Below are 20303 nucleotides of genomic sequence, written 5' to 3'. Positions count from 1 at the left end.
GACGGGTCGTCATGAGGGTGATGTCGCGCGGGCGATGGCGTCCGCGTCCTCGAGGATCACGGAGCCGACGCTGGGGCGGATGCCCGCCGCGGTGGCCCAGTGCACGTACTCGGTCGGCACCCCGTAGGCGAACCGCCTCGGGTGGGGAACGCCCGACGCGTCCATCACGCGGTAGGGCCGGGCGGTGACCTCCAGGCCGCCGCTCTCGTAGTCGTCGTCCCCGTCGGCGATCCGGTAGGGCCGGCACTGCCCGGTCGCGAGCAGATGCCGTAGCAGCGGATTCGTGCTGCGGCGTAGGTCCGGTTCGGCGATGCGTGCCTCGATCAGCGTTGTCGCCAGCACCTCCGGTCCCCCCAGGTGGGTGGAGCCGATCAGGAAGCCCTCGCCGCCGGGGGCCGCACGGACCTGGGTACGCGGTCCGACGACCTGGAGCACGCCAGCCTCGATCAGGGCGATCATCTCCTCGATCCGCGACCGGGGCGGGCCGATGGACAGGTAGGCGTTCAGCGGGTTGAACCAGGCCACCACCTCGTCTCGGTACGACCTGCCGGTGATCCCCGAGTGGTCGATCGCGAGTCGTACCTCGTTGCGCAGATCGCGCAGGACGTCCAGGGCGGCCTTCAACGGGTCGTCGACATTGCCGTTCCTGGCCTGCCGCACGTCGTCGCGTAGGTGGCCGAGCAGCCACCGGTTGAAGTCCGCGCGGTCGGTGAACGCCCGCTCGCCCCACGGGCATTCGATCCTTCGCCAGTCCCAGTCGTCCCGCTCGGTGAGACCGTATTCGCGCAGGACGTCCGCCCGACCGTCCGCCGGGGCCACCAGCAGGTCGGTGAGGAAACGGTCGGCCGTCGCCCGTCCCGTGCGCTGGGCCACCAGGGCGTGGTGGTGGACCGCGCGTACCTCCGCGTCCAGCAGTGGCCACACGTCCCGCTTGAACGTCGCGCCGGGTGTGTTCCGGATGCGCTGAACCGCCTCCAGGGTCAGGAACAGCGGTTCGTGCCGGCCCGCCGGTCCCTTCTGGTTCTCCCCGCGGGCGTGGTGCGGCACTCCGCGCCGGGATCCGGCGTACAGGATCGGCTCCTGCCCGGAGGGGAGGTACTGCAGACCCTCGGGGGAGTTGACGAACTTGCCTCCCCGGCCCTCGGTGAGTAGGGACAGCACGTCGAAGAAGGCCAGTCCGAGCCCCCGGACGGCGACGGTCTCCCCGGGGCCGATACCGTCGAAGTCGGCGTCGGCGGGATTGCCCGGCGGTAGGTAGCGCAACCCGTTGCGGCGCGCGTACGTGGTGAACCGCCGCTCCTCCTCGGTCGGCTCGTTGGCTCCGTGTCCGAGCGCCAGCACCACGGCGTCCAGGCCGGTAATTCGGGTGTCCTCGTCCAGGGTGACGCACTGGCCGTCCGCCTCGTCGTCCAGTGCCACCGCCGTCGCCCGGTGGACGACGAAGCGCAGGCCCTCGGGCGCGTTCGCGACAAGGTCCTCGAACACCCACGTCAGGTAGTGGCCGTACTGGACGCGGGACGGGTACTCGTCGGGGCCGAGCCGTTCCGGGCCGGGCCAGGACCGGCCCGTGTGCACGGGGGAAAGGTGTAGCCATTCGTGCAGGCTCGGACCCGGCCGGATTGGGCCGCAACAGTGGACACTGTCGTCGGTGTACTGGCTGACCTGCGAGGTCACCGTGTTCATGAGCAGGTGGGCGGACTGTGTGGTGCGCCAGGTTCGGCCGGGCCCCGGTGGGTAGGGGTCCACGACGTGGACCAGCAGCCGGTGCCCGCCGGGGTGATTGGCACTCAACCGCTCGAGGACAGCGAGTCCGCGTGGTCCGGCTCCCACGACGCACATCGCACGGATCGGCTGCGGCAAGGTCACATCTCCTTTGTCCGGCGGGCGCGAACGCACCGAGCGCCAGGAAGCGGTCATGGCGGCGGCTATTTCGCTTCGGCGCGACGATTTACCTCTTTCGTGAACTCACCGAGGTCCAGGTCGGTCAGCTTCTCCATCTCCTCGTCCGAGAATTCGACGCCGAATTTGTCAAGCTGCATGACAAGTTCGGCCAAGGAGAGTGACTCCAATTCGAGTCCGCCGTCGCCCAGCGGGGTTTCGTCCGTCGCCGATTCCACATCGAACTTCATGTCGCGGAGTGCGGAAACGATGAACTCTCGCAGGTCAGTGGACATGGTTGTACCTCTCTGATCAAGGGGTTTTTGGGCGCGTGGGAGCGCCTCGGGAATGGGTGAGGGCAGGTGAGAAAGTGGGAAGGGTGGTGGTGGGTTGGTTTACCAGCGGTTCCCTTTGTTTCGGGTTCGCTCCTAGAAATAGTTACCGGGCTGGAAGTCGACTTCGATATCGGTCAGGGGATAGGCGACGCAGGAGTGCGCGTAGCCGAACCTCCGATCGCTCGTGCGTAGCCGGGCCTCCTCGGCGTGGACGACCTCGCCGGAGCAGACCTTGACCCGGCAGTCCCCGCATTCGCCGGAGCGGCAGGACGCCGCCGGTGGCATCCCGTTCTCCTCCAGTGCGTAGATCAGCTCCCGGCCGCGGGGCATCTGGAAACTCTTACCTCCCCGCACGCTGACCGTGACCGCACCTGTGGGATCGACGCCGCTCGGCCAGTCGGGGGTGTCCGGCGGCGACTTGGCGACGTAGTTGGCCTCCATTCGGATGCGTCGACCGGGCAGTCCGAGCGACTCCAACTCCCCGACGAGATACGGGTACTTGTACGCGGGCCCGCATACGTACGTCATGCGTCCGGTCAACGGTCCGGCAAGCTTGACGATGAGCGGGGCGTTGAGTGGTTTCACCGCGCCGGTCCAGCCGGGGTCGGCCTGGGCCAGAATGTGGTGGACCACGATGTTCGGGTGCTGCCGCTCGATCGCCTCGAGTTCGTCCTGGAAGATGATGTCGTCCGAGCGCCGCGAGCCGTAGAGCAGTGTCATCCGGCGTGGCAGGCCCAACTCGACGATCTCCCGGATCATGCTCATCGCTGGCGCCACCCCGGAACCACCGGCGAGGAACAGCAGGTCGTCGCCGTGGAACAGCGGATCGTGGGTGAATGTGCCCATCGGCCCGCCGCTGGTGAAGCGGTCACCGATGGATACCTCGTCCAGCAGATAGTTGCTGACGAGACCGCCGGGTAGTCGGCGCACGGTCAGGTCGTAGTGGTCCCGTCGGGTCGGGCTGGACGAAATGGAGAATGCCCGGTTGGTGCGGACATCACCGACCTGAACGTCCAGGCTGAGGTACTGCCCGGCACGAAACGGCGGAAGGCTCCCACCGGCGGTGCGTCGCAGCCGCAGGGTCTTCGTTGTCGATGTCTCATCGATCAACTCCGTCACCGTCAGCTCGAGCTTCCGCGGGTGGTAGGGCTCGACCTCGGCCCGCGCGTCGGCTCGGTGCGCCGCCTGGTTCGCCGCGTGCGCCTTGAGCCGTTCGACGACGCCGTCCGCACCTTCGAGCAGACGGGCCAACGGATTCACCGAGGGGGTGTATGGCGGGTTTGTCATGTCCCACTCCGCTCTCTCGAAGTCACTGGCCCCTGGCGAGCAGCCCCTGGCACCGCCGGGAAGCTGTCACGAGGTTGGAGTTGTAGCCGCCGGCCGTCGTCCAGTTACTGGTCAGCAGCAGGCCCGGTACGTTCTGCCTGAGGTCCTCGTCGTGGAACAGCCAGCTGTCGGTGATGTCCTGGTCGAAGCCGTAGATGGCACCGCCGGGCTGGTTGGTGTAGCGCTTGAAGGTCAGCGGGGTGGCCAGCTCGGCCTCCTCGATCGCGTCCCGGAGGCCGGGTACGAGAGTCTCCGCCAGGTCCAATTGGGACTCCGCGTAGGAGGCCTTCGCCGCGGCGTACTCCTCCGGTGCCAGCGATTCCCACGGCTCGGCGTACTGGATCGCGGAGAGCACAACCTGGGTGCAGCCCTTGGGGGCGAACCCGGTCGGCTGCACGTCGTAACAGGTCACGATCAGGAATGGGCAGGGCTCGGTGAGGGAGTTGGCCCCACGCAGCACCGACTGCTCGTCCAGATTGGCGGAGAGGAACGTCGTCGCCGCGGTGAAGCCCAACTCCTTCGGCGACGCGTCCACGCCGAGGAACAGACACGTTGCCGACGCCCCGGGCCGCCGGGCACGCAGACCCTGCAGAACATGGGCGGGTACCACTCCCGGGTCGTCCAGCAGCCGGGTGTACGTCGTCGTCGACGGTGCGTTGGAGACCACCAGCTTCGCGCCGACCGTGTCACCGTTTTCCAACCGCACTCCCGCCGCGGACCCTCCATCGGTGAGAATCTGTACGACCTCGGTGTTCAGTCGCAGCTCGCCCCCGGCCTCCTCGAAGGACTCCACGAGCGCGGAGGAGAGCGCCTGACCGCCGCCGACGACCTGGTACGGCCTGGTCTCCACGTACAGCGTCAGGAGTCGGGCCATGTCCATGAAGGCGATTCGGTGCGGAAGCTGGCCGTTGTAGCTCCAGTACGAGGACAACACGAGCTTCAGCCGTTCGTCGGTGAAGAACTCGTCCAGTACCTCACGGAAGGTTCGCAGTGCGTAGCGGCGCACGTCGGGAAGGGTCTTCAGCCACTCCAGCTGTTCCGGGATGCGGTGCAGGTTGACCCGCGCGGTCAGCTGCCACAGCCCGGTCTCCCGGACGATCTCCAGGAATCGCACGATCTGTGGCCGGTTGCCGGGGCTGAGGCCGTCCAGCACGTCCGCCAGACCCGACCAGTCGTGGGGCAGCCGGACATCGACCTCACCCGGCACGAATGTCCGGCACAGATCACGATCTTCTAGCCATTCCAATCGGCGCGTCACGTCCAGCTCGTCCAGCACCGCCCTCAGGGGGCCGTGCCCGCCCATGCCGCCCAGCTGGTGCAGCGATACCTCGAATTCGAAGCGGCCCCGTACGAAGGAGGTGGCCGCGCCGCCGGGAACGCTGTGCCGTTCCAACAGCAGCGTTTGCCTGCCCCCACGCTGCAGGGTGGTGGCTGCGGCGAGGCCGCCGAGCCCGCTACCGATGACGATCACGTCGTAGTGGGTGCTCATGTTGGTATCTCCTTTCCCGGACCGGGTCGGCGCCCCGTGCCGCCCAACCGGGCGGGTAGTGAACGTGGTCAGCGACCAGCGACCAGCGTCTTGGCCTGTTCGCGCAGGATCCGCTTGAGGACCTTGCCGGTGATGCCCACGGGAATCGTGTCCTCCGGCACGAGCACGGCGCCCGCTACCGCGGGTAGGCCGTGCCTGGTCAGCGCCGCGTTCACCCAGGCCGTCGGATCCTCCGGCGCCGTCACCCCATCGGCGAGTTCCAGCAGGACGTACGTCTCCGCGACGCCCTCGTCCTCCCAGCCGAATCGAACGTTCTCGGCGGCCAGCCCGACAATGGTGCAGTCACGGATCTCCTCGTACTCGCTGAGCAGCAGCTCCTCGGTGTACGCGCTGTAGACGAACCCTTCGGAGGTGCGGATGGCGTCACTGGTGCGATCAAGGTGGTAGAAGTTGTTGCCGGCGTCCCGGTACACCAGGTCGCCGGTGAGGAAGTAGCCCCCGAGCCACTGCTGGTGCCAGCGCACGTTGTCGTTCCAGAAGCCTGGCGTCAGTGACTGGGATCGCACACCGAGTCGGCCCACCGCGCCGGGTGGCAGGACCTCACCGTCCTCGGAGAGTGCTGCGGCCTCGGCGAAGCGCATCGGACGGCCGATGCAGCGGCCCATGCTCGGGGCGCCCAGGCGGTGGACGTAGTCGAACAGGACGTAGCCCATTTCGGTCGAGCCGAAGATGTCGAGGAAGATCGCACCCGGAGCCAGCTTCGGTTTCAGGTCACGGCCGGTGACCGGATGTTGGCCCTTTTCCAGGAGCCGTCTGATGTGCACCACGTGGGCTGCGTCACCGGAGGCGTAGTACCCCTCGACGCAGGACAGATCGCGGTCCGTCAGGTCCTCGCCGGCCATTTCCATGAACGTGTGCGTGAACCCGAACACGATGGTCGGGCGGAACTTCTCGATCCCGTCCAGCACGCTCTTACCGCTCGGATCGGTGAAATGGATCACCGGTGCCCCCAGCAACAGGCCCAACAGCGTGTTCGACATCGCCGATACGTGGTGTCCGGGCAGTGCCAGCAGCCGCGAGCGGGTGCTGCAGTCCAAGCCATCCGACAACCGGCTCAGGGCCCCGTGGAACAGCGTCGTGTGGGTGTGGAACGCCGACTTCGGGATGCCCGTGGTGCCGGAGGAGTGGGAGATGAGAATGGGGTCGTTCGGGGCGTGTCGGAACGGGTAGTTCTCGGGACGGTGCGCCCGGTCCTCGGGGGTGATCTCGGCCTGCAGCGCCACGAACAACGGTGGAACGTCGTCCCGCAGGTGGTCCTGTAGCTCCTTGTGCCAGGGCTCGCGTGTCATGATGCCCACGACCCGCTGTCGGCGGATGTACTCGCGTCGGGTCTCCAGCGGCATGTTGGCGTTCACCAGGGACGCGATCGCACCGATGCTGGTGAGCGCCATCAGGTTCAGCGCGAAGTCGGTGATCGACGTGGTCACGATGGCGACCGCGTCCTTGGCCCGTACGCCGTTGCGCCGGTAGAAACCGGCGTAGGTCGCCACGATCTCGTGCAGTTCGCCGAGGGTGAGTACCTCGGGGTGGTTGCCGGCGGGATCGCGCCACGTGCCGTCGAGCCACAGCACCTGCCCCTCCAGGGACCGACCGTAGCGAGTGAGCCGGTGCAGCACGTTGCCCGCACCGAGGGCCCGGTCGTCGAGAATCGTCCGGCGGAGTTGCTCGTTGATCATCATTGTTTCGCCTCCGGTTCCTGTGACGGGGGGAGAGGGGTGGCTGCCGTGTGGACGCGGTGCACGGCACGATCGACCAGGGGCGCGGCGGCCCCGAGGTAGCCCTCCGGATCGAGAAGGTCATCGAGCGAGTCGAGGCACGCGGACCGTCCATTGACAAGTCCGGCCTCATTGAGGGCATGCCGCAGAGCGTCGGCCGCGGGCATTCCCATCTCGGTGTCCCGAACCGCGCGGGTCACCGCCTCCTTGGCCCGCTGGCGGCCCAACTCCTGACCGAGCGCCACGGACAACCGCTCAGCCACCAGACTGCTCCCGGTCAGGGTCAGGTTCACGCGAATTCGTTCAGTCGCCACGACCAGACCCTGCGCCAGTTCGGCGGCGGTGTGGCTCGCGCCGGCAGCCAGCCGTAGGCACTCCCGAAGCGGCTGCCACTCCGCGTGCCAGGCGCCCGAGGACCGCTCGTCCTCGGCCACCATCGACTGGCCCAGCACCAGCGCGTAGACCGGGATCTGCCTGGCGGCCGTCGCGATCAGGACGCTCAGTACCGGGTTGCGCTTCTGCGGCATCGCCGAGGACTGCCCGCGGCCCACCGCGGCGGGCTCGGCCACCTCGGCGATCTCGGTGCGGGACAGGATGAGCACGTCCGCGGCGAACTTGCCGAGCGCGCCGCCCACAAAGTTCAGCACGGCGGCCAGATCGGCGATCGGAGTGCGGACGGCATGCCAGGGCAGCGTCGGCCGGGCGAGGCCCAACTCGTCCGCGACCAGCGTGGCCAGTCGAAGCTCGGGATGTTCGTCGGCCACGCCGGCGGCGGTCAGATGGTCGTGGTAGGCCGCGAGCGTGCCGGCCGCCCCACCCATCGAAACCGGCAGTCCCCGACGTAGCAGGGCGTCCACCCGCTCGTGAGCGTCGCAGATCAGGGTGAGCCAGGTGGCCGCCTTGGTTCCGAACGTGGTGGGGACCGCGTGCTGGGTCAGAGTGCGGGCGACGGCCGCGGTGCCGCGGTGGTCCCGGGCGAGTTCCGTCAGAGCGGTTCGGATGCGCACCAGGTCATCTCGGACGAGGCACAGCGCGCGGGTGGCGACCAGCATGGCCGCGGAGTCCAGGACGTCCTGACTGGTGCTTCCGGCGTGCACGTGCCCGGCCGCTTCCGGAGCGGTGCTGGCGACCAGTCCAGTGAGGTGCTTGACGAAGCCGACGACCGGGTTGGCGGCCTCCCGACCGAGCCGGGCCAACTCCACCAGATCCAGCCGGCCGCCCTCGCCGGCCATGCGGATCGCGGCGGCCGTACCGTCCGGGACCGCGCCGAGCCGGGCCTGGGCGGTGGCCAGCGCGGCCTCGAACTCGACCATCGCCGCCAGCCACGCCTCGTCCGAGGTGACAGCTTCGACCGGGGTACCGGCCCAGACCGGGGACAGCAACCCCGAGTCGGTGCCGGCCGGCCGGGTGTTCTCCGTTGCGGACAACTTGTCTCCTTTCATACAGGTGGCCGTTGGGTCACCGGTGGCAGGCGGGGCAGTCCGGGCGCTCACGAGACGACTCCGGGTCCGGGCTGCGCGACGTCGCCGACCGGGGAGCCTGCGATGGTCGGCATCCGCCAGGTGTGTAGCCACAACGGGACGCGGGTGCCGCTGGTCACGAACGCCGTCATCACCTCGGCGGACGATCCGGGCACCGAGAAGCGGTCGGTACGACCGGACCACGCCATCTCGTCGGCGTCGCGGATCTCGGCGAGGGCACACCGGTTGGTGCCGGGGGGCCGGTGCAGTCGGACCTGGCGTGCGCCCCGCGCCAGGCCGCGCCCGGTCGCCTTGACCGCCGCCTCGAGCAGTGTCCAGGCAGAGAAGAACGTCTCCGACTCATGGAACGCGCCCAGCATGTCCACGTCCGGGTAGAAGGTCCGTAGCACCTCGGCGGGCGACCCGACGGGGCGGAGCACCTCGGCGTCGACGCCGATCCGGGCGTTCCGGCTCACCGCGACCAGCAGCACACCCGCTGTCGTTGACCAGCTGACCCGTCGTTCCGGGTGATCCGGAAGGATCGGCCCGCCGTGCGGTGCGGCAGCTATCCGCACCTGCGAAGGCGGCTCGTCCAGCACGTGACCGAGTACCCTGCGGACCGCCGAGCGGCCCCGGACGTAGGTGACGGCCGCCGCGGCACGGACGAACCGCTCGGCTCGCCGTTCCTCCTCCGGGGAGAGGTCTGCCCGGCAGCACGCGTCGTCCCAGGTGGAGTCCGTGGTGTCGTGCAGGGCGATCAGCCAGCCCGTTGCCTCGGCCCTCATCTGTCCGCCGCCGTCCGGGTCGCGCCGGCCGTGAATATCTGTGGTTGCGCGGACGGCTGCGGGCCCACCAGGCGCACCTCGCCGAGGTTCGGTCGCATCGCCACGGTGGCGACGGTGCGCTCGCGGCGGATGTCCCCGTTGTCCGGCACGAAGATCGGAGGTGTTGACAGCAGCGCGAGGTGGTCGGCCAGCGGGGCGTCCTGCGGCAGCCCCCGCAACCGCTGGGCGCAGGCGTCCAGCCGGCGTAGTGAACCGTTCCTGGCAAACACGTTCACCTCGTCGAAGGGGACGAACTCTGGGTGCAGAAAGTGGTTCGTGTGCACCAGCGTCGTGCCAGTGACCACGCACATCCGGCCGTCCATCAACTCCGTCCACGCGGCGCCGCGTTTGTCGCACAGCATCAGCGATCGAGAACTGGCCAGCCGCAGTTCGCCGAGGAGGTGCAGCGCCTCGTCCACCGACCCGGCGTTGTCCAGGAGGTGGCGTACCGCGAGATACGGCGGTACCCCCGGCCGCCACGGTCCGCCCAGCACCAGGTTGATGCCGATGGCCAGGCCATCACTGTTCAGGCCGAGGTAGCCGAGCAGTCCGCCGAAGCTCAGGACCAGCACCTGGCGCGGGGATCCGGACCTCCGGATCGACAGGACCCCGACCTGATCGTCAAGATTGCCGTTGAGGTCGACCGTCTGGGCGAGGGTGGCGCACCGGCCGGCGGCGACCCGCGCGTACGTGGTGCAGTCACCGCTGGGGCGGCGGGTGCTGCGGTAGCCGAGGATTTCGCGTCGCACCTGGAGCAGCAGGGCCTCGTTCGGGGTGAGGTTCGCCCCGTCGGCGAGTCCGCGGATCTCCTCGGCCAGGTCGGGGACGCCGGCCTCGACCTCCGACCGGAACGCGTCGAGCGCCGGCTGTAGGGAGTCCGGTGACACCGGGACGTCCAGCAGGTGGTTCAGCCGGGCGGTGCCGTCATCCAGGAACGCGCGCAGCTGCGAGGCCCGTGCGGCACCATGCTGGCGTCCCAACTCGTGGCTGTCGCCGCTGAGTTCGAGGTACGGGATGGGCGCGGCGGTGGTCATCGTGCCGCCTTCGCGGCTGTGGCGTGGGCGGTTCATCCGGTACGTCCCCCTTCGGCCTCACGAGTGGATTCATCAGCGGTGTCACGAGACCTTCCGGAGCAGTACGCCGTGGCGGGCACCGGGCACGCTGGAGGCCAGCAGGTAAAGCCCATCGATCTTTCCCTCTCCCGTGGCCACGAGATCGGCGAGGTTGATCACCGGGTCGTTGGCGAAGCAGTGGCCGATCCGCTCGACGTTGCCCAGGCGCAGTTGCGCGGGGGCGAAGCCCGCCTGACGCTCCTTCAGTGTCGTCAGCGGTCGGACCAGGTTGGCCGGAAGGAGCGCGGTGACCTTCTCCGGAGAGACACCGGTGGCGCGCTCCAGCTCATCGTTGACCGTGATGGCGAGCCGGGAATCGATCTCGTCGCGCACCCCGAGCACTGTCGGGTCCTGCGCGGAGGCGGAGGTGAGGACCTCGAAGGAGTCCCGCCCCTGCTCCTCGGCACCCACCAGGCAACTCGCCGCGCCATCGCTGAACAGCGCGAACTTCTCCAGCCGTGCCGCCTCGTCGATGACCCGGTCCGCGGCCACCACGAGGATCAGCCGGTGACTACCGGAGCTGACCAGACAGCGCGCCAGATGCAGGGCCGCGAGTAGGTTGTTGCACCGGTTGAGGGTCACCCCAGCGGCGAATGCCACCTTCGTCAACCCCAGTCCGTCCAGCACCGAGCCGAGGAAACCCGCGTGGTCGTCCACCGACCGCGGGAACGAACTGGTACAGATGATCAGCCCGTCCACCGTGTCGCGCGCTGCCCTGGAGGCGTCGAGCGTGGCGTTCCCACTGGCGACCGCCAGTTCCACCAACGTGCCCTCAGTGCGGAAGAAGCTGCCCCAGCCCCAACTCTCGGGAGCCATCGGGATGGCGAACTGCGTCACTCGGGCCGCCAGGTCCTGGACCGCGGTGTACGGTTCCTCGATCTCACCCAGGACATAGCGGGGCGCGCTGAGGAGCACCGGTGAAGTGTCCATTCGTCCATCACCTCCGTCTGCTCGAACCGCCGGGCCGGGATTACCGGGCGCGGGAAGGGTCTTGGGTCCGGTGTGGGCTAGCTGGCGAGGCGTACGGTCACCCGGGCGTCGCTCAACACCTTGGTTCCGCCGCTGGTCACGACGAGGTCGAGGCGAACCAGGCCGTCGTCGAGGCGGGCGACCACCCGGCCCCCCACCTCGACCGAAGCCCCGTCGGGATCGTCGGGGACAACGACCGGTCGACTGAACCGGGTCCGGTACTCGACGACCGCCGCCGGGTCGCCGGCCCAGTCGGTGACCGTGCGGGCGGCGATCGCCATGGTGAGCATTCCGTGGGCGATCACATCGGGCAGGCCCGCCTCCCGCGCCACCCGCGGGTTCCAGTGAACCGGGTTGAAGTCTTCGGAGGCCCCCGCGTACCGCACGAGGCCCTGACGGGTGACCGTCACGGTCCTGGCCGGGAGTTCGTCTCCGACCTCGACGTTCTCAGCGCGAAGCGGCATCACTCACACCACCTTTCACCGCGGTCAGGGAGACGAAGGTCAGGTGCAGGGTGACGACGTGTTCACCGCCGGTATCGGCGACGTCGGCGCGTAGGGTCAGCACGTCCTTGCCGCGCAGGTTCTTCGCCCCGGTTATCGACACCGCGGTGACCAGCCGATCGCCGACCCGGACCGACCGGGCGTACTCGAAGCACTGGTCACCGTGAACGAGATAGGTCGGGTCGAAGCCGATCTCGTCGTAGCTGAACACCTCGTCCAACGCCCGCGCGACCACCACGAACGGGAAGGTCGGCGGCGCGGGCACCGACGGATGGCCCAGGGCCTGGGCCGCCTGCTGGTCCGTGTAGACGGCGGCGGGGTCGCCCACCGCCTCGGCGAAGCGTCGGATCGTCTCCGGTTCAACCGGATAGGGCCGTGAGAGCGGGTACGACTTACCCACGCAGCTTGGGTTCAACGCCATGTCGCTGTCGCTCCAGATCGCGGTCGGGAAGGCAACGGTTGGTGGGGTGTGCGGAAGCCACGGCAGCTCAACCGTGTTCCTGCTCGAGCACCCTGCGGCGGATGTCGGCGGGGTAGGCCTGGGCGAAGGAACTGTGGTGCAGCCGGCCCTCGCCCCAGGCAGGCAGCAGCCCGTCATGGACGACACTCGGACCACGCATCGCCTTGCGCTCGTCCTCGGTGTAGCAGGCCATGAACGGTAGGACCACACCGTCCCAGGCGAAGCGTCGGTCCTTCGGATGCAACCGGGTGGACAGCGCCCACAGCAGGTCGGCCTCATTGGAAGGGTCGATGTCATCATCCAGAACGAAGGTGACCGGCATCATCGCGCTGGGTCCACCGCTGTTGTGGATGACCTCGCCGACTCGTCGTACGAACTCTGCGGAGTCCACCCCGGGTAGGTGCGACCGCCAGTCGTCCGGGACGGTCACCACGGTCCAGTGCATCGCTGCCGGGAACGGCATCCACACCGTGGTCACCGGCAGCCCCGTGCGTCGCAGCGCGTGCAGGACGTTCGCGGCCCGACCGGTACCGGTCACGGTGTGGTACTCGTCGGGCGGCCGGCCCTCCGGGACGATTGGCCAGATCGGGTCGTCGCGGTAGGTGATGGCCTCCACCGAGTACACCGGTTGGTTGGAGGACTGGGTGGAGGCGTAGCCGGCGTACTCGCCGAACGGCCCTTCAAGGCTGTCCCGGCCCACCGACATGTGTCCCTCGATGACCACTTCGGCGTGCGCGGGCACCTCCAGGTCGGAGGTTTCGCAGCGCACCACCTCGACCGGCTCCCCGTGCAGCGCGCCGATGTACCCGGCCTCGTCCACGCCGCGCGGCAGCGGGATACCACCCACGAAGGGAATCGCCGGGGCGCCGCCCTGCACCAGCGCGTAGGGCATCGGTTCACCGCGCTCGGCCCACGCCTGCCAGACCAGACCAAGGTGCTGTGGTGGCACCACCAGGCCTGTCATCCGCTTGCCGTCGAGCATCATGATCCGCGAGATCGACCAGTTGACCCATGCGCCGTCGGGTGTCCTGACAACGATCACACCCCAGGTGTTGAGGTAGCGGCCGCCGTCGGACTCGTGCAGCCGTGGGACCGCGAACCGGTCCAGGGTCGCCGCGCTGCCAAGCAGCACGTTCTGCTTGCACGGCGCGTTCTCCCGCGGTACCGCCCGTGGCGGTACGGGCTCCGCGTCGCGGACGCGGACCAGGTGGTCCACGAGTGCCGCCGCACTGGTCTCCGGTGGCAGGCCGACGGAGAGTGCGAGCCGGGCAAGTGGCATGTCGGCTCGGGAGCTGATACCGGCAGGAGCCCCGAACATCCGCATGCCAGTCCGGTCCTCGGTGATGTTGGTGAACAGCGGTGCGGCGGCGCGAATCTCGTACGAGCGCCGGGTAATCGCCGCTGCTTCCAGGTCGGCACTCACGGACCGCTCGATGGTCCTCAGGTCACCGAGTACGTCGAGTGCGTCGAGGTAGCTACGGAGGTCGGTGAAGTGACTCATGCGTACCAGCCCTTCCGGCCATTCGCGGCTCTCGCGGTTAGCCTCGTGGTGTCGCCGATCCTCGTTCTGATGCCGCACGGCAGCACGAACACGGTGGTCACGGCCGGTCGCATCGGACCCCCTTCACCTCAGGACTTCAGACAGGCGCGGAAGCGGCAGACCACGGCGCCTTCGCGCATGCATTCGACGGTCTCGTCGGAGACCTGCACCCCGATGCCTTCGAACCAGCCGGCACGCAGTTGCATGCAGGGGCACTGGTATCCCGCCAGGGAGCGGCTAGCCCTGAGCATCCGTAGCGCGAAGTGTTCGCTGACGACGGTCTCCCAGGTGTTCTCGCCGTCAACGTCGGTGGTGTCCAGCCGTACCATCGCGCGGGAGAACATCAACCGGGCCAGGTTCTCCAGCGTCGCGGCCACCTCGGTGGACGTCGCGTTGTCGGGGACGGGGCGCTGCCGGGCGTAGACGGTCGCGACTCGTCGGGCCACGAACTGCATGACCTCGGCGTTGAGCTCGTTCGCGACCTCCTGCCCGAAGCGGTTCTTCACCGCCTGGTACCAGCGGGCGTCGTGCAGCCACCAGCCCTGGCGCACCAGGTCGACCTCCTTGGCCAGCGGTAGGTCTGGCGCGGTGTCGGTCATGGCGACTCCTCGGCGGACACCAGGAGCGCCTCGGCGTGATCCGACAGGTCCTCCTGTACGGCGAGTTCGACCAGCACCAGCAGGACATCCCTGGCGCTACCGTCCTCGATCAGTAGCTGCGCCAAGTCCATGCCCTCGGCCAGTGGGTCACCGGCCGGGCTGATGGAGATGACCGCACCGCCGAGGTTCCAACGGGCCGACACCACACCGAGTACCGCGCTGGGCACCGACTGGAAGAACAACAGCGGCGATGCCTTGGTGCCCTGGTCGACCGAGCCGACAACCGCGGCCTCGGTGGCCATGTCACCGAGTTGCGAGACCATGACCATCGCGGTCGACTCGGCGCGGTCCGGCGGTACCGGCGACCCCTGGTATCGAGCCGTCAGGCACAGGTCCGCGACATGGGCGATGATCGGGGCGAACGGGGAGGCCGTGAAACCGGGCAGGTCCGGGGGTGGTTGGTCGGTCGCCGCGCACCAGGACGCCCGCGCGAGCACGGTCAGTGGTCGGGAGCCCGGCGTTGTCGTGGTGATCGTCATGCGGCACTCACCACCAGAGCGGTGTTGGCTCCGCCGAAGGCGGCGTTGAGGCTGAGCAGATGGCGCGCCTGGACCGGCCGGGGGGCATCGAGCACGAGATCGAGTCGGCAGTCCGGGTCCGGCCCGAGGTAGCCGGAGTTGATGGGCAGGCTCCCCAACTCCAGCGCGAGCAGGCAGATGACGAACTCGACGAGGCCCGCTGCCTGCAGAGCGTGTCCGTGCATCGACTTGGTGGAGCTGACGGGCACTCGCTCGGCGTGTTCTCCGAATGCTCGGTGCAGGGCGGCGGTCTCCGCGGCGTCGTTGTACGGCGTACCGGTGCCGTGGGCGTTGACGTAGTCGAGGTCGACCGGTCCCAGGCCAGCTCGGTCGAGGGCACGGGTGATCGCGCGGGCCATCCCCAGGCCCTGTGGGTGGGGCTGGCAGACATGGTGGGCGTCACCGGCCATGCCCCAGCCTGTCAGCCGGGCCAGCGGACGCATGCCCGTACGGCTGTCGGCTGCCTCCAGCACGACCGCGCCGGCCCCGTCGCCCAGTAACAGTCCCTTGCGCCCGGAGCTGAAGGGTCTCAGCCGTCCGTCCTTCGCGAGGGCCTTGCCCGCGTTGAAGGTGGTGAAGGACTCCGCGTCAACGAGGTGCCCGGCGGCGACCACTACTCGGTCGTGACGGCCGGCGGAGATGAGGGCCGCGGCCTCCGCGATGGCGGTGCTGGCGGCAACACAGGCATTGATATATGTGCGCCCGGCCAGGCCCAGGCCCAACTTGCGGGAGAGCCAGCGGGCGGTTTCACTGATGGGCCGTGACTCCTGCTCCTCGCGCGGCAGCCGGGATACCGCGGGGTCCGGGTGTCGGGCCATCACCAGTGGGGCGTCGGAGCGTTCATCCGCGGAGAGACCGGCCTGTTTGAGTGCTTCTTCGGTCAGTGTGAGCAGTTCTGAGTCGAGGTCGAACACGTCTGCGGCCTGGGCGGCCACGCCGACCGCGTACCTGCTGGTGTCGAAGCGGGTCACCGGGACGAATGCCGGCGCACCGGACCAGATCCCCGTCCGTAGCGCGTCAACGCCGTGCCCGTATCCGGTGGTCACCGCCGCTCCCGTGACGGCGACCGTCCTGCTGGTCCGGCCCGCCCGATCGCTACTGTGCACCTGTGGCCTCCTCGACATCTCAGTGCCCCATTCCCATGCCACCGTCGACGGGGATGACGGCCCCGGTGATGTAGGAGGCGTCCTCGGAAGCGAGGAAGCGAACCGTGGCGGCCACCTCCTCCGGGGTCGCCATCCGGCCCAACGGAATCCGGCCGACGATAGAGTCGCGGGTCGTGTCGGAGAGGGCCGTGCTCATGGCGGTGTCGGTGAGTCCGGGCGCCACCACGTTCACCAGCACCCCGCGCGGCGCGAATTCACGGGCCAGCGATCGGGCCATGCCGATCAGGCCCGCCTTCGAGGAGCCGTAGTTCACCTGGCCCACGACGCCGCTCAGCGCGGCCGTCGAGGAAATGATCACCACCCGCCCGGATCGCGCCCGCACCAGGTTCCTCGCTGCGCGTTTGACCACCCGGTACGTGCCGGTGAGGTTCGTGTCGATCACCGAGGTGAAGTCGCTTTCCGACATCCGGATCAGCAACGTGTCCTTGGTGACGCCGGCGTTCGCCACCAGCACCTCCACCGGCCCCAGCTCCGCCTCGACTTTGGTGAATGCCCTGTCCACGGCGGCCGTGTCGAGGACGTCACACGGCACGGCCAGCAGTCCGTCCGGGGGTTTGCCTGATCGATAGGTCACCGCGACCCGGTTTCCGTCGGCGCTGAGTCGTCGAGCCACGGCAAGACCGATTCCACGGCTCCCGCCGGTTACCAAGACAGACCGACTCATGGGCAAACTCCTGCCGGATTGGTGGGATGTGGTGCAGGCGGTATCCGAGCGCCAAGAACGGCCGCGGTTCCTCGCCGTGTCGACATCGCTAGTTTGGCCTCAGGCTGGGTGAATAGCCATGGGTGACCGGGTGCCTCGGATGTGTCTCGACGCAGGGCACGTCGAAGGCACATTCACGTGGTGGCGAGGTCTTGTTTACCGTTTCGGAGGTACTCTTTTGTGGCCGGTGACCTGGTCTCCGCCACGCATAAGGGTTGGTAGCCCTGATCGTGGGGTGGTAGTTATCGCCGTATCACGATGCACTCCTGCGGGGTGACGCATCGAGGTTCGCATGGTATTGCCTCGGTTGGGTCGGGGCCACAGCGGGTCGGTAGGTTGTCTGCCTCGGTCCGCCGCTGGTAGCCGCTGTAGACGCACTGTGGCTATCCATAGTGGAAATCGCTGGCTGTCAAAGCCGGCCGACCGCTATCCCGGACTCGCACCGAAGATTAACAAAATCAAAGTGTCCTGTTTTGACTGGTTTGATTGGATTGCAGTATAGTGCAACGGTGTTGACATAATGAGCGGCGTGGATGGTAGTGTTCGTCGAAACAAAGATCCCCGAAGCGTCGCCGCCATGTCATCACGCCTTCGTCTCGTCGTAAACGCAGAGACGTGGTCGTACTCAATAGCCGATATAGCGTATCTATCGGTTTGGTTGACCATTTACAGTGAGCTCTGAATGTGAATTTGCCGATCTTGAATGTTTGGAAAATGTTGAACCAATTTGTTTTCTTGGGTCTGGGAAATGGCGCATTGATGCCGTAATCGTTGATTCCGCCGCGCTGTCTTCTGGGTAGCTGACGCTGGTATCGGCTTGACGGCCACAACCGCCTCAAGTGAGCGAGTCATCGAGGAGTGCAGGATGTCAATGCGCGAAAGCGTTCGATGCACCGTAGTTGCGGCACCACGGCGCCACCCCCTCGCTGTGCTACGCGCCAAGGCCGGCCATACCCATGGCGAGTACGCCCGCCTGATTGCCGAGACGCACGCCACGCTGGGGTTCGGCCACATGGCGGCACGCCGAGAAAAGGTCTCCCGTTGGGAGGCCGGCCGAGCCGTCCCGGAACGGACCGCACAGCTCGCCATCGCCCACATCCATGGCGTCGCCCAGGAGTACGTCGACAATCGGGGCTGGCCCGAATGGCTTCACCTGGCATACGGCGACGCACGTCAGCTGGAGCTCCCCTGGACACCTGCGGCTGCCCCAGAGGCCATCCTCGACGCCGTAGCGGAGCGACAACAGGCGCAACAGGGGTACCTGCTGGCAACCGGATCGGCAGCCAAGTCGCTCGCGGAGAACTGGCAGGACGCCATGACCGAGGCCCTGACGAAGGTGCCACAGCACCTGTCGCGACCCGCCTGGGCGCCTCTCATGGGGCAACTCGGAACGGATGCCGAGCTGGGATCGGTATTCCAGGCGTGCACTCGACTGCAAACGCTGCTCTCGTTCGCGGGTTGGTTCACCGCCGGATGGCTGGTGCCGGCCAGCGAGCAGGAACTGCGGAATGTGGCCAACCACTTCGCCACCACGACAGATGTGATCGCGGAGAAGGGCCGCGGGTTGCTGACGCTCGCCGCAGAAGGGCTGTCCCTGTGCGGCTTCATCGCCCGACTCGAGGGGGAACACGTCAGCGCCCAGCGGTACTACGTGGCGGGTCTGCGCTGCGCCACGGCCGCCGGTGCGGCGGAGATCGCCGCAGCGATCATGACGATCCACGCTGCCCAGTACCTGGACCTCGGGCTACACAAGGAGGCCACCGAGCTCCTCACGTCCGCGCGGACGTTCCTGCGCCGATCCCGGATACCGGTGCGGGATCCGGCGCTGCCCACGTTGATGCACGCGCAGATGGCCCGGGTGCACGCTCAGATCGGTGACGACCTTGGTCGGCGCCGGTCACTCTCGGCGGGGCGTATCGCGTTGGAAAGCGTGCCGCACGGGGATCCCATGGCGATCCTGCCGGCCCGCAGCAACTACTGGCTGCAGATGATGGACGGGGTGTCGCTAATGGAACTGGGCCGGCCGGATCAGGCGATCACAGCCTTCGAGCCGCTGTTCTCCGAACACGTGTCGGAGCTGAACCTGCCGCCGTCGTTGCGCTCGCTGTACCTGCTGCGCGCCGCGGAGGCCCAGGCGGCGGTCGGGGACACTACCGGGAGCGTGGAGTCAGTGGCCCGGGCCACCACGCTACTCGGCGGTGTTCGGGCGGCGGTCTCCAAACACGTGCGACTCGCTCTGCGTGACTACCAGCACCTGCCAGAGGTGAAGGCGCTGCTGTCGGCGTCCGACTGACACCGCTACGGCCCGGTCCGGAGCCGGTCAAGCTTTCCCTGCCTCGGACTACTACGGGGCCTCCGCCTCACCAACGGCCACCAGTCGGCGATAGACCTGCCCCCGCCCCGGACTGGGCTGCCGGCATTCAGAAGTCCACTTCCACGTCGGTGACCGGATATGCGGCACAGGAGTGGGTGAACCCGAAGTCACGATCCGACGTCCGGAGGCGGGCCTCGGCCGCGGTGAAGACAGAACCACGTACCACCCGGACCCGGCACATACTGCACTCTCCCGACCTGCACGACGCCTCCAGCTGGAAGCCGTTGTCCTCCAACGCGTCAAGCAGTGCGCGGTTGCGCGGGGTGCGGAAGGCTCCGCGCCCCCGCACCGCGACGGTCACCTCCGCGGTCGGGTCCACGTCGGCGGGCCAGTCGTGGTCCTCGCCAGCGGGCAGGGCGATCCCGTTGGCCTCCAACCGCACCCTGCGGCGCGGGTGGCCCATCCGGTCGAGCTGCCGGAGTTGGTAGGCATACATGGCGGGCGGGCCGCAGACGTAGGTCATCCGGCCACGCAGTGGACCCGCGAGTCGCTCGACGACTGCCGCCGACAAGAACCCCGTGGGTCCCGACCAGTCCGCGTCCGGCTCGGAGATCACGTGGTCCACCGTGATCTCCGGACAACCGCGGGCGATCTGGTCGAGTTCGGCCCGGAAGATGATGTCGTCGGCGCGGCGCGATCCGTAGACGAGGTGGAGTGTGCGCGGCAGGCCGCGGTTGACGACCTCGCGGATCATGCTCATGGCGGGGGTGACACCAGAACCACCCGCCAGGAAGACCAGGTCTTCGCCGTGGAAGAGCGGGTTGTAGTGGAACGTGCCGATGGGGCCGCTGCTGACCAGCCGATCACCGGGAGTGATGGTGTCGAGCAGGTGGTTGCTGACGCAGCCGCCGGGAACCCGCCGGACCGTCAGGTCGTAGTGGCGGCGTTCGGTGGGGCTGGAGGACACCGAGAACGCCCTGCTGGTACGGACACCGTCGATCTGAAGCCGCAGGCTGATGTACTGACCTGCCTGGAACGGTGGAAGTAGCTCACCGGTGGCCCGGCGTAGCCGGAAGGTCTTCGTCGTCGCGGTTTCGGTGATGACCTCGGCTACGACGAGATCGAGCTGCTTCGGGTGACACACCGCGATCTCGTCGTCCACAGCGGCGGGGTGCGCCACACCCCCGGCCTCTCGGCGGGCGATCTCGGCGGTGACATCGTCGACATGATCGAAGAAACGGGCGAGGGGATGGGCGGGCATCAGATTTCCCC

The 20303-nt window shown here is 68.1% G+C and carries 18 protein-coding genes; 1 reads left to right on the top strand and 17 read right to left on the bottom strand.

Annotation, left to right across the window (positions count from 1 at the left end; all coding sequences use genetic code 11):
• Positions 1–9: 9 nt before the first annotated feature.
• The 16 genes from B116_RS0100935 to fabG form a co-directional block, all read right to left on the bottom strand.
• Complete coding sequence (locus B116_RS0100935; protein ID WP_027658934.1) at positions 10–1866, bottom strand: FAD/NAD(P)-binding protein; 1857 nt, start codon at positions 1864–1866, stop codon at positions 10–12.
• A gap of 59 nt (positions 1867–1925) precedes the next feature.
• Positions 1926–2174 carry an acyl carrier protein gene (locus B116_RS0100930; RefSeq protein ID WP_018723640.1) on the bottom strand — a complete coding sequence of 83 codons (249 nt, stop codon included), beginning with the start codon at positions 2172–2174 and terminating at the stop codon, positions 1926–1928.
• A 132-nt stretch (positions 2175–2306) separates the two neighbouring features.
• The gene (locus B116_RS0100925; RefSeq protein WP_027658933.1) at positions 2307–3500 is read right to left on the bottom strand and encodes an FAD-binding oxidoreductase; all 1194 of its coding nucleotides are present in this window, start codon (positions 3498–3500) and stop codon (positions 2307–2309) included.
• A 22-nt stretch (positions 3501–3522) separates the two neighbouring features.
• Positions 3523–5028, bottom strand: a complete 1506-nt coding sequence (locus B116_RS0100920) for a phytoene desaturase family protein (protein WP_018723638.1) — start codon at positions 5026–5028, stop codon at positions 3523–3525.
• Between the two features lie 68 nt (positions 5029–5096).
• Complete coding sequence (locus tag B116_RS0100915) at positions 5097–6764, bottom strand: class I adenylate-forming enzyme family protein (RefSeq protein ID WP_027658932.1); 1668 nt, start codon at positions 6762–6764, stop codon at positions 5097–5099.
• Positions 6764–8230, bottom strand: a complete 1467-nt coding sequence (locus B116_RS0100910) for a lyase family protein (protein WP_027658931.1) — start codon at positions 8228–8230, stop codon at positions 6764–6766. Before B116_RS0100910 ends, B116_RS0100915 begins: the two co-directional genes overlap by 1 nt.
• A 62-nt stretch (positions 8231–8292) precedes the next feature.
• A complete protein-coding gene (locus B116_RS0100905; RefSeq protein ID WP_018723635.1) occupies positions 8293–9048 on the bottom strand; it encodes a 4'-phosphopantetheinyl transferase family protein in 756 nt (251 codons plus the stop codon).
• Positions 9045–10121, bottom strand: coding sequence for a C45 family autoproteolytic acyltransferase/hydolase (locus tag B116_RS0100900; RefSeq protein ID WP_027658930.1), 1077 nt, complete (start codon positions 10119–10121; stop codon positions 9045–9047). Before B116_RS0100900 ends, B116_RS0100905 begins: the two co-directional genes overlap by 4 nt.
• Before the next feature lie 81 nt (positions 10122–10202).
• Positions 10203–11129 carry a beta-ketoacyl-[acyl-carrier-protein] synthase family protein gene (locus B116_RS0100895; RefSeq protein ID WP_027658929.1) on the bottom strand — a complete coding sequence of 309 codons (927 nt, stop codon included), beginning with the start codon at positions 11127–11129 and terminating at the stop codon, positions 10203–10205.
• A gap of 77 nt (positions 11130–11206) precedes the next feature.
• A complete protein-coding gene (locus B116_RS0100890) occupies positions 11207–11632 on the bottom strand; it encodes a MaoC family dehydratase (protein ID WP_027658928.1) in 426 nt (141 codons plus the stop codon).
• Entirely contained in the window at positions 11616–12092 is a 477-nt protein-coding gene (locus B116_RS0100885) for an FAS1-like dehydratase domain-containing protein (RefSeq protein ID WP_027658927.1), read from the bottom strand. Before B116_RS0100885 ends, B116_RS0100890 begins: the two co-directional genes overlap by 17 nt.
• A gap of 67 nt (positions 12093–12159) precedes the next feature.
• On the bottom strand, positions 12160–13632 hold the full coding sequence (locus B116_RS0100880; protein WP_027658926.1) for a UbiD family decarboxylase: 1473 nt from the start codon (positions 13630–13632) through the stop codon (positions 12160–12162).
• 128 nt (positions 13633–13760) lie between these two features.
• Positions 13761–14270, bottom strand: coding sequence for a hypothetical protein (locus tag B116_RS0100870; RefSeq protein ID WP_027658925.1), 510 nt, complete (start codon positions 14268–14270; stop codon positions 13761–13763).
• Complete coding sequence (locus tag B116_RS0100865) at positions 14267–14809, bottom strand: beta-ketoacyl synthase chain length factor (protein ID WP_018723628.1); 543 nt, start codon at positions 14807–14809, stop codon at positions 14267–14269. Before B116_RS0100865 ends, B116_RS0100870 begins: the two co-directional genes overlap by 4 nt.
• A complete protein-coding gene (locus B116_RS0100860; RefSeq protein WP_027658924.1) occupies positions 14806–15954 on the bottom strand; it encodes a beta-ketoacyl-[acyl-carrier-protein] synthase family protein in 1149 nt (382 codons plus the stop codon). Before B116_RS0100860 ends, B116_RS0100865 begins: the two co-directional genes overlap by 4 nt.
• Positions 15955–15973: 19 nt before the next feature.
• A complete protein-coding gene (fabG, locus tag B116_RS0100855) occupies positions 15974–16678 on the bottom strand; it encodes a 3-oxoacyl-ACP reductase FabG (RefSeq protein WP_027658923.1) in 705 nt (234 codons plus the stop codon).
• A gap of 910 nt (positions 16679–17588) precedes the next feature.
• On the opposite strand from fabG, the gene B116_RS0100850 reads away from it, so the two are divergent.
• Positions 17589–19010: a hypothetical protein gene (locus B116_RS0100850; protein WP_027658922.1), complete on the top strand. Its 1422-nt coding sequence runs from the start codon at positions 17589–17591 to the stop codon at positions 19008–19010.
• 127 nt (positions 19011–19137) lie between these two features.
• Here B116_RS0100850 and B116_RS0100845 read toward each other — a convergent pair whose 3' ends face one another.
• Positions 19138–20292 carry an FAD-binding oxidoreductase gene (locus tag B116_RS0100845; protein WP_027658921.1) on the bottom strand — a complete coding sequence of 385 codons (1155 nt, stop codon included), beginning with the start codon at positions 20290–20292 and terminating at the stop codon, positions 19138–19140.
• Between the last annotated feature and the right edge of the window lie 11 nt (positions 20293–20303).

Source organism: Salinispora fenicalii, assembly GCF_000514815.1.
GTDB classification, from domain to species: domain Bacteria; phylum Actinomycetota; class Actinomycetes; order Mycobacteriales; family Micromonosporaceae; genus Micromonospora; species Micromonospora fenicalii.
The sequence above is the reverse complement of the archived record's forward strand: the minus strand, read 5'-3'. Positions and strand labels throughout refer to the sequence as shown.

What these genes read in the sequence shown, in the direction of transcription:
- B116_RS0100915 (WP_027658932.1), bottom strand. Translation starts at nt 6,764, where the DNA reads ATGATCAACGAGCAACTCCGCCGGACGATTCTCGACGACCGGGCCCTC.
- B116_RS0100930 (WP_018723640.1), bottom strand. Translation starts at nt 2,174, where the DNA reads ATGTCCACTGACCTGCGAGAGTTCATCGTTTCCGCACTCCGCGACATG.
- B116_RS0100865 (WP_018723628.1), bottom strand. Translation starts at nt 14,809, where the DNA reads ATGACGATCACCACGACAACGCCGGGCTCCCGACCACTGACCGTGCTC.
- B116_RS0100900 (WP_027658930.1), bottom strand. Translation starts at nt 10,121, where the DNA reads ATGACCACCGCCGCGCCCATCCCGTACCTCGAACTCAGCGGCGACAGC.
- B116_RS0100885 (WP_027658927.1), bottom strand. Translation starts at nt 12,092, where the DNA reads ATGGCGTTGAACCCAAGCTGCGTGGGTAAGTCGTACCCGCTCTCACGG.
- B116_RS0100925 (WP_027658933.1), bottom strand. Translation starts at nt 3,500, where the DNA reads ATGACAAACCCGCCATACACCCCCTCGGTGAATCCGTTGGCCCGTCTG.
- B116_RS0100890 (WP_027658928.1), bottom strand. Translation starts at nt 11,632, where the DNA reads ATGCCGCTTCGCGCTGAGAACGTCGAGGTCGGAGACGAACTCCCGGCC.
- B116_RS0100895 (WP_027658929.1), bottom strand. Translation starts at nt 11,129, where the DNA reads ATGGACACTTCACCGGTGCTCCTCAGCGCGCCCCGCTATGTCCTGGGT.
- B116_RS0100880 (WP_027658926.1), bottom strand. Translation starts at nt 13,632, where the DNA reads ATGAGTCACTTCACCGACCTCCGTAGCTACCTCGACGCACTCGACGTA.
- B116_RS0100920 (WP_018723638.1), bottom strand. Translation starts at nt 5,028, where the DNA reads ATGAGCACCCACTACGACGTGATCGTCATCGGTAGCGGGCTCGGCGGC.
- B116_RS0100905 (WP_018723635.1), bottom strand. Translation starts at nt 9,048, where the DNA reads ATGAGGGCCGAGGCAACGGGCTGGCTGATCGCCCTGCACGACACCACG.
- B116_RS0100850 (WP_027658922.1), top strand. Translation starts at nt 17,589, where the DNA reads ATGCGCGAAAGCGTTCGATGCACCGTAGTTGCGGCACCACGGCGCCAC.
- B116_RS0100870 (WP_027658925.1), bottom strand. Translation starts at nt 14,270, where the DNA reads ATGACCGACACCGCGCCAGACCTACCGCTGGCCAAGGAGGTCGACCTG.
- B116_RS0100845 (WP_027658921.1), bottom strand. Translation starts at nt 20,292, where the DNA reads ATGCCCGCCCATCCCCTCGCCCGTTTCTTCGATCATGTCGACGATGTC.
- fabG (WP_027658923.1), bottom strand. Translation starts at nt 16,678, where the DNA reads ATGAGTCGGTCTGTCTTGGTAACCGGCGGGAGCCGTGGAATCGGTCTT.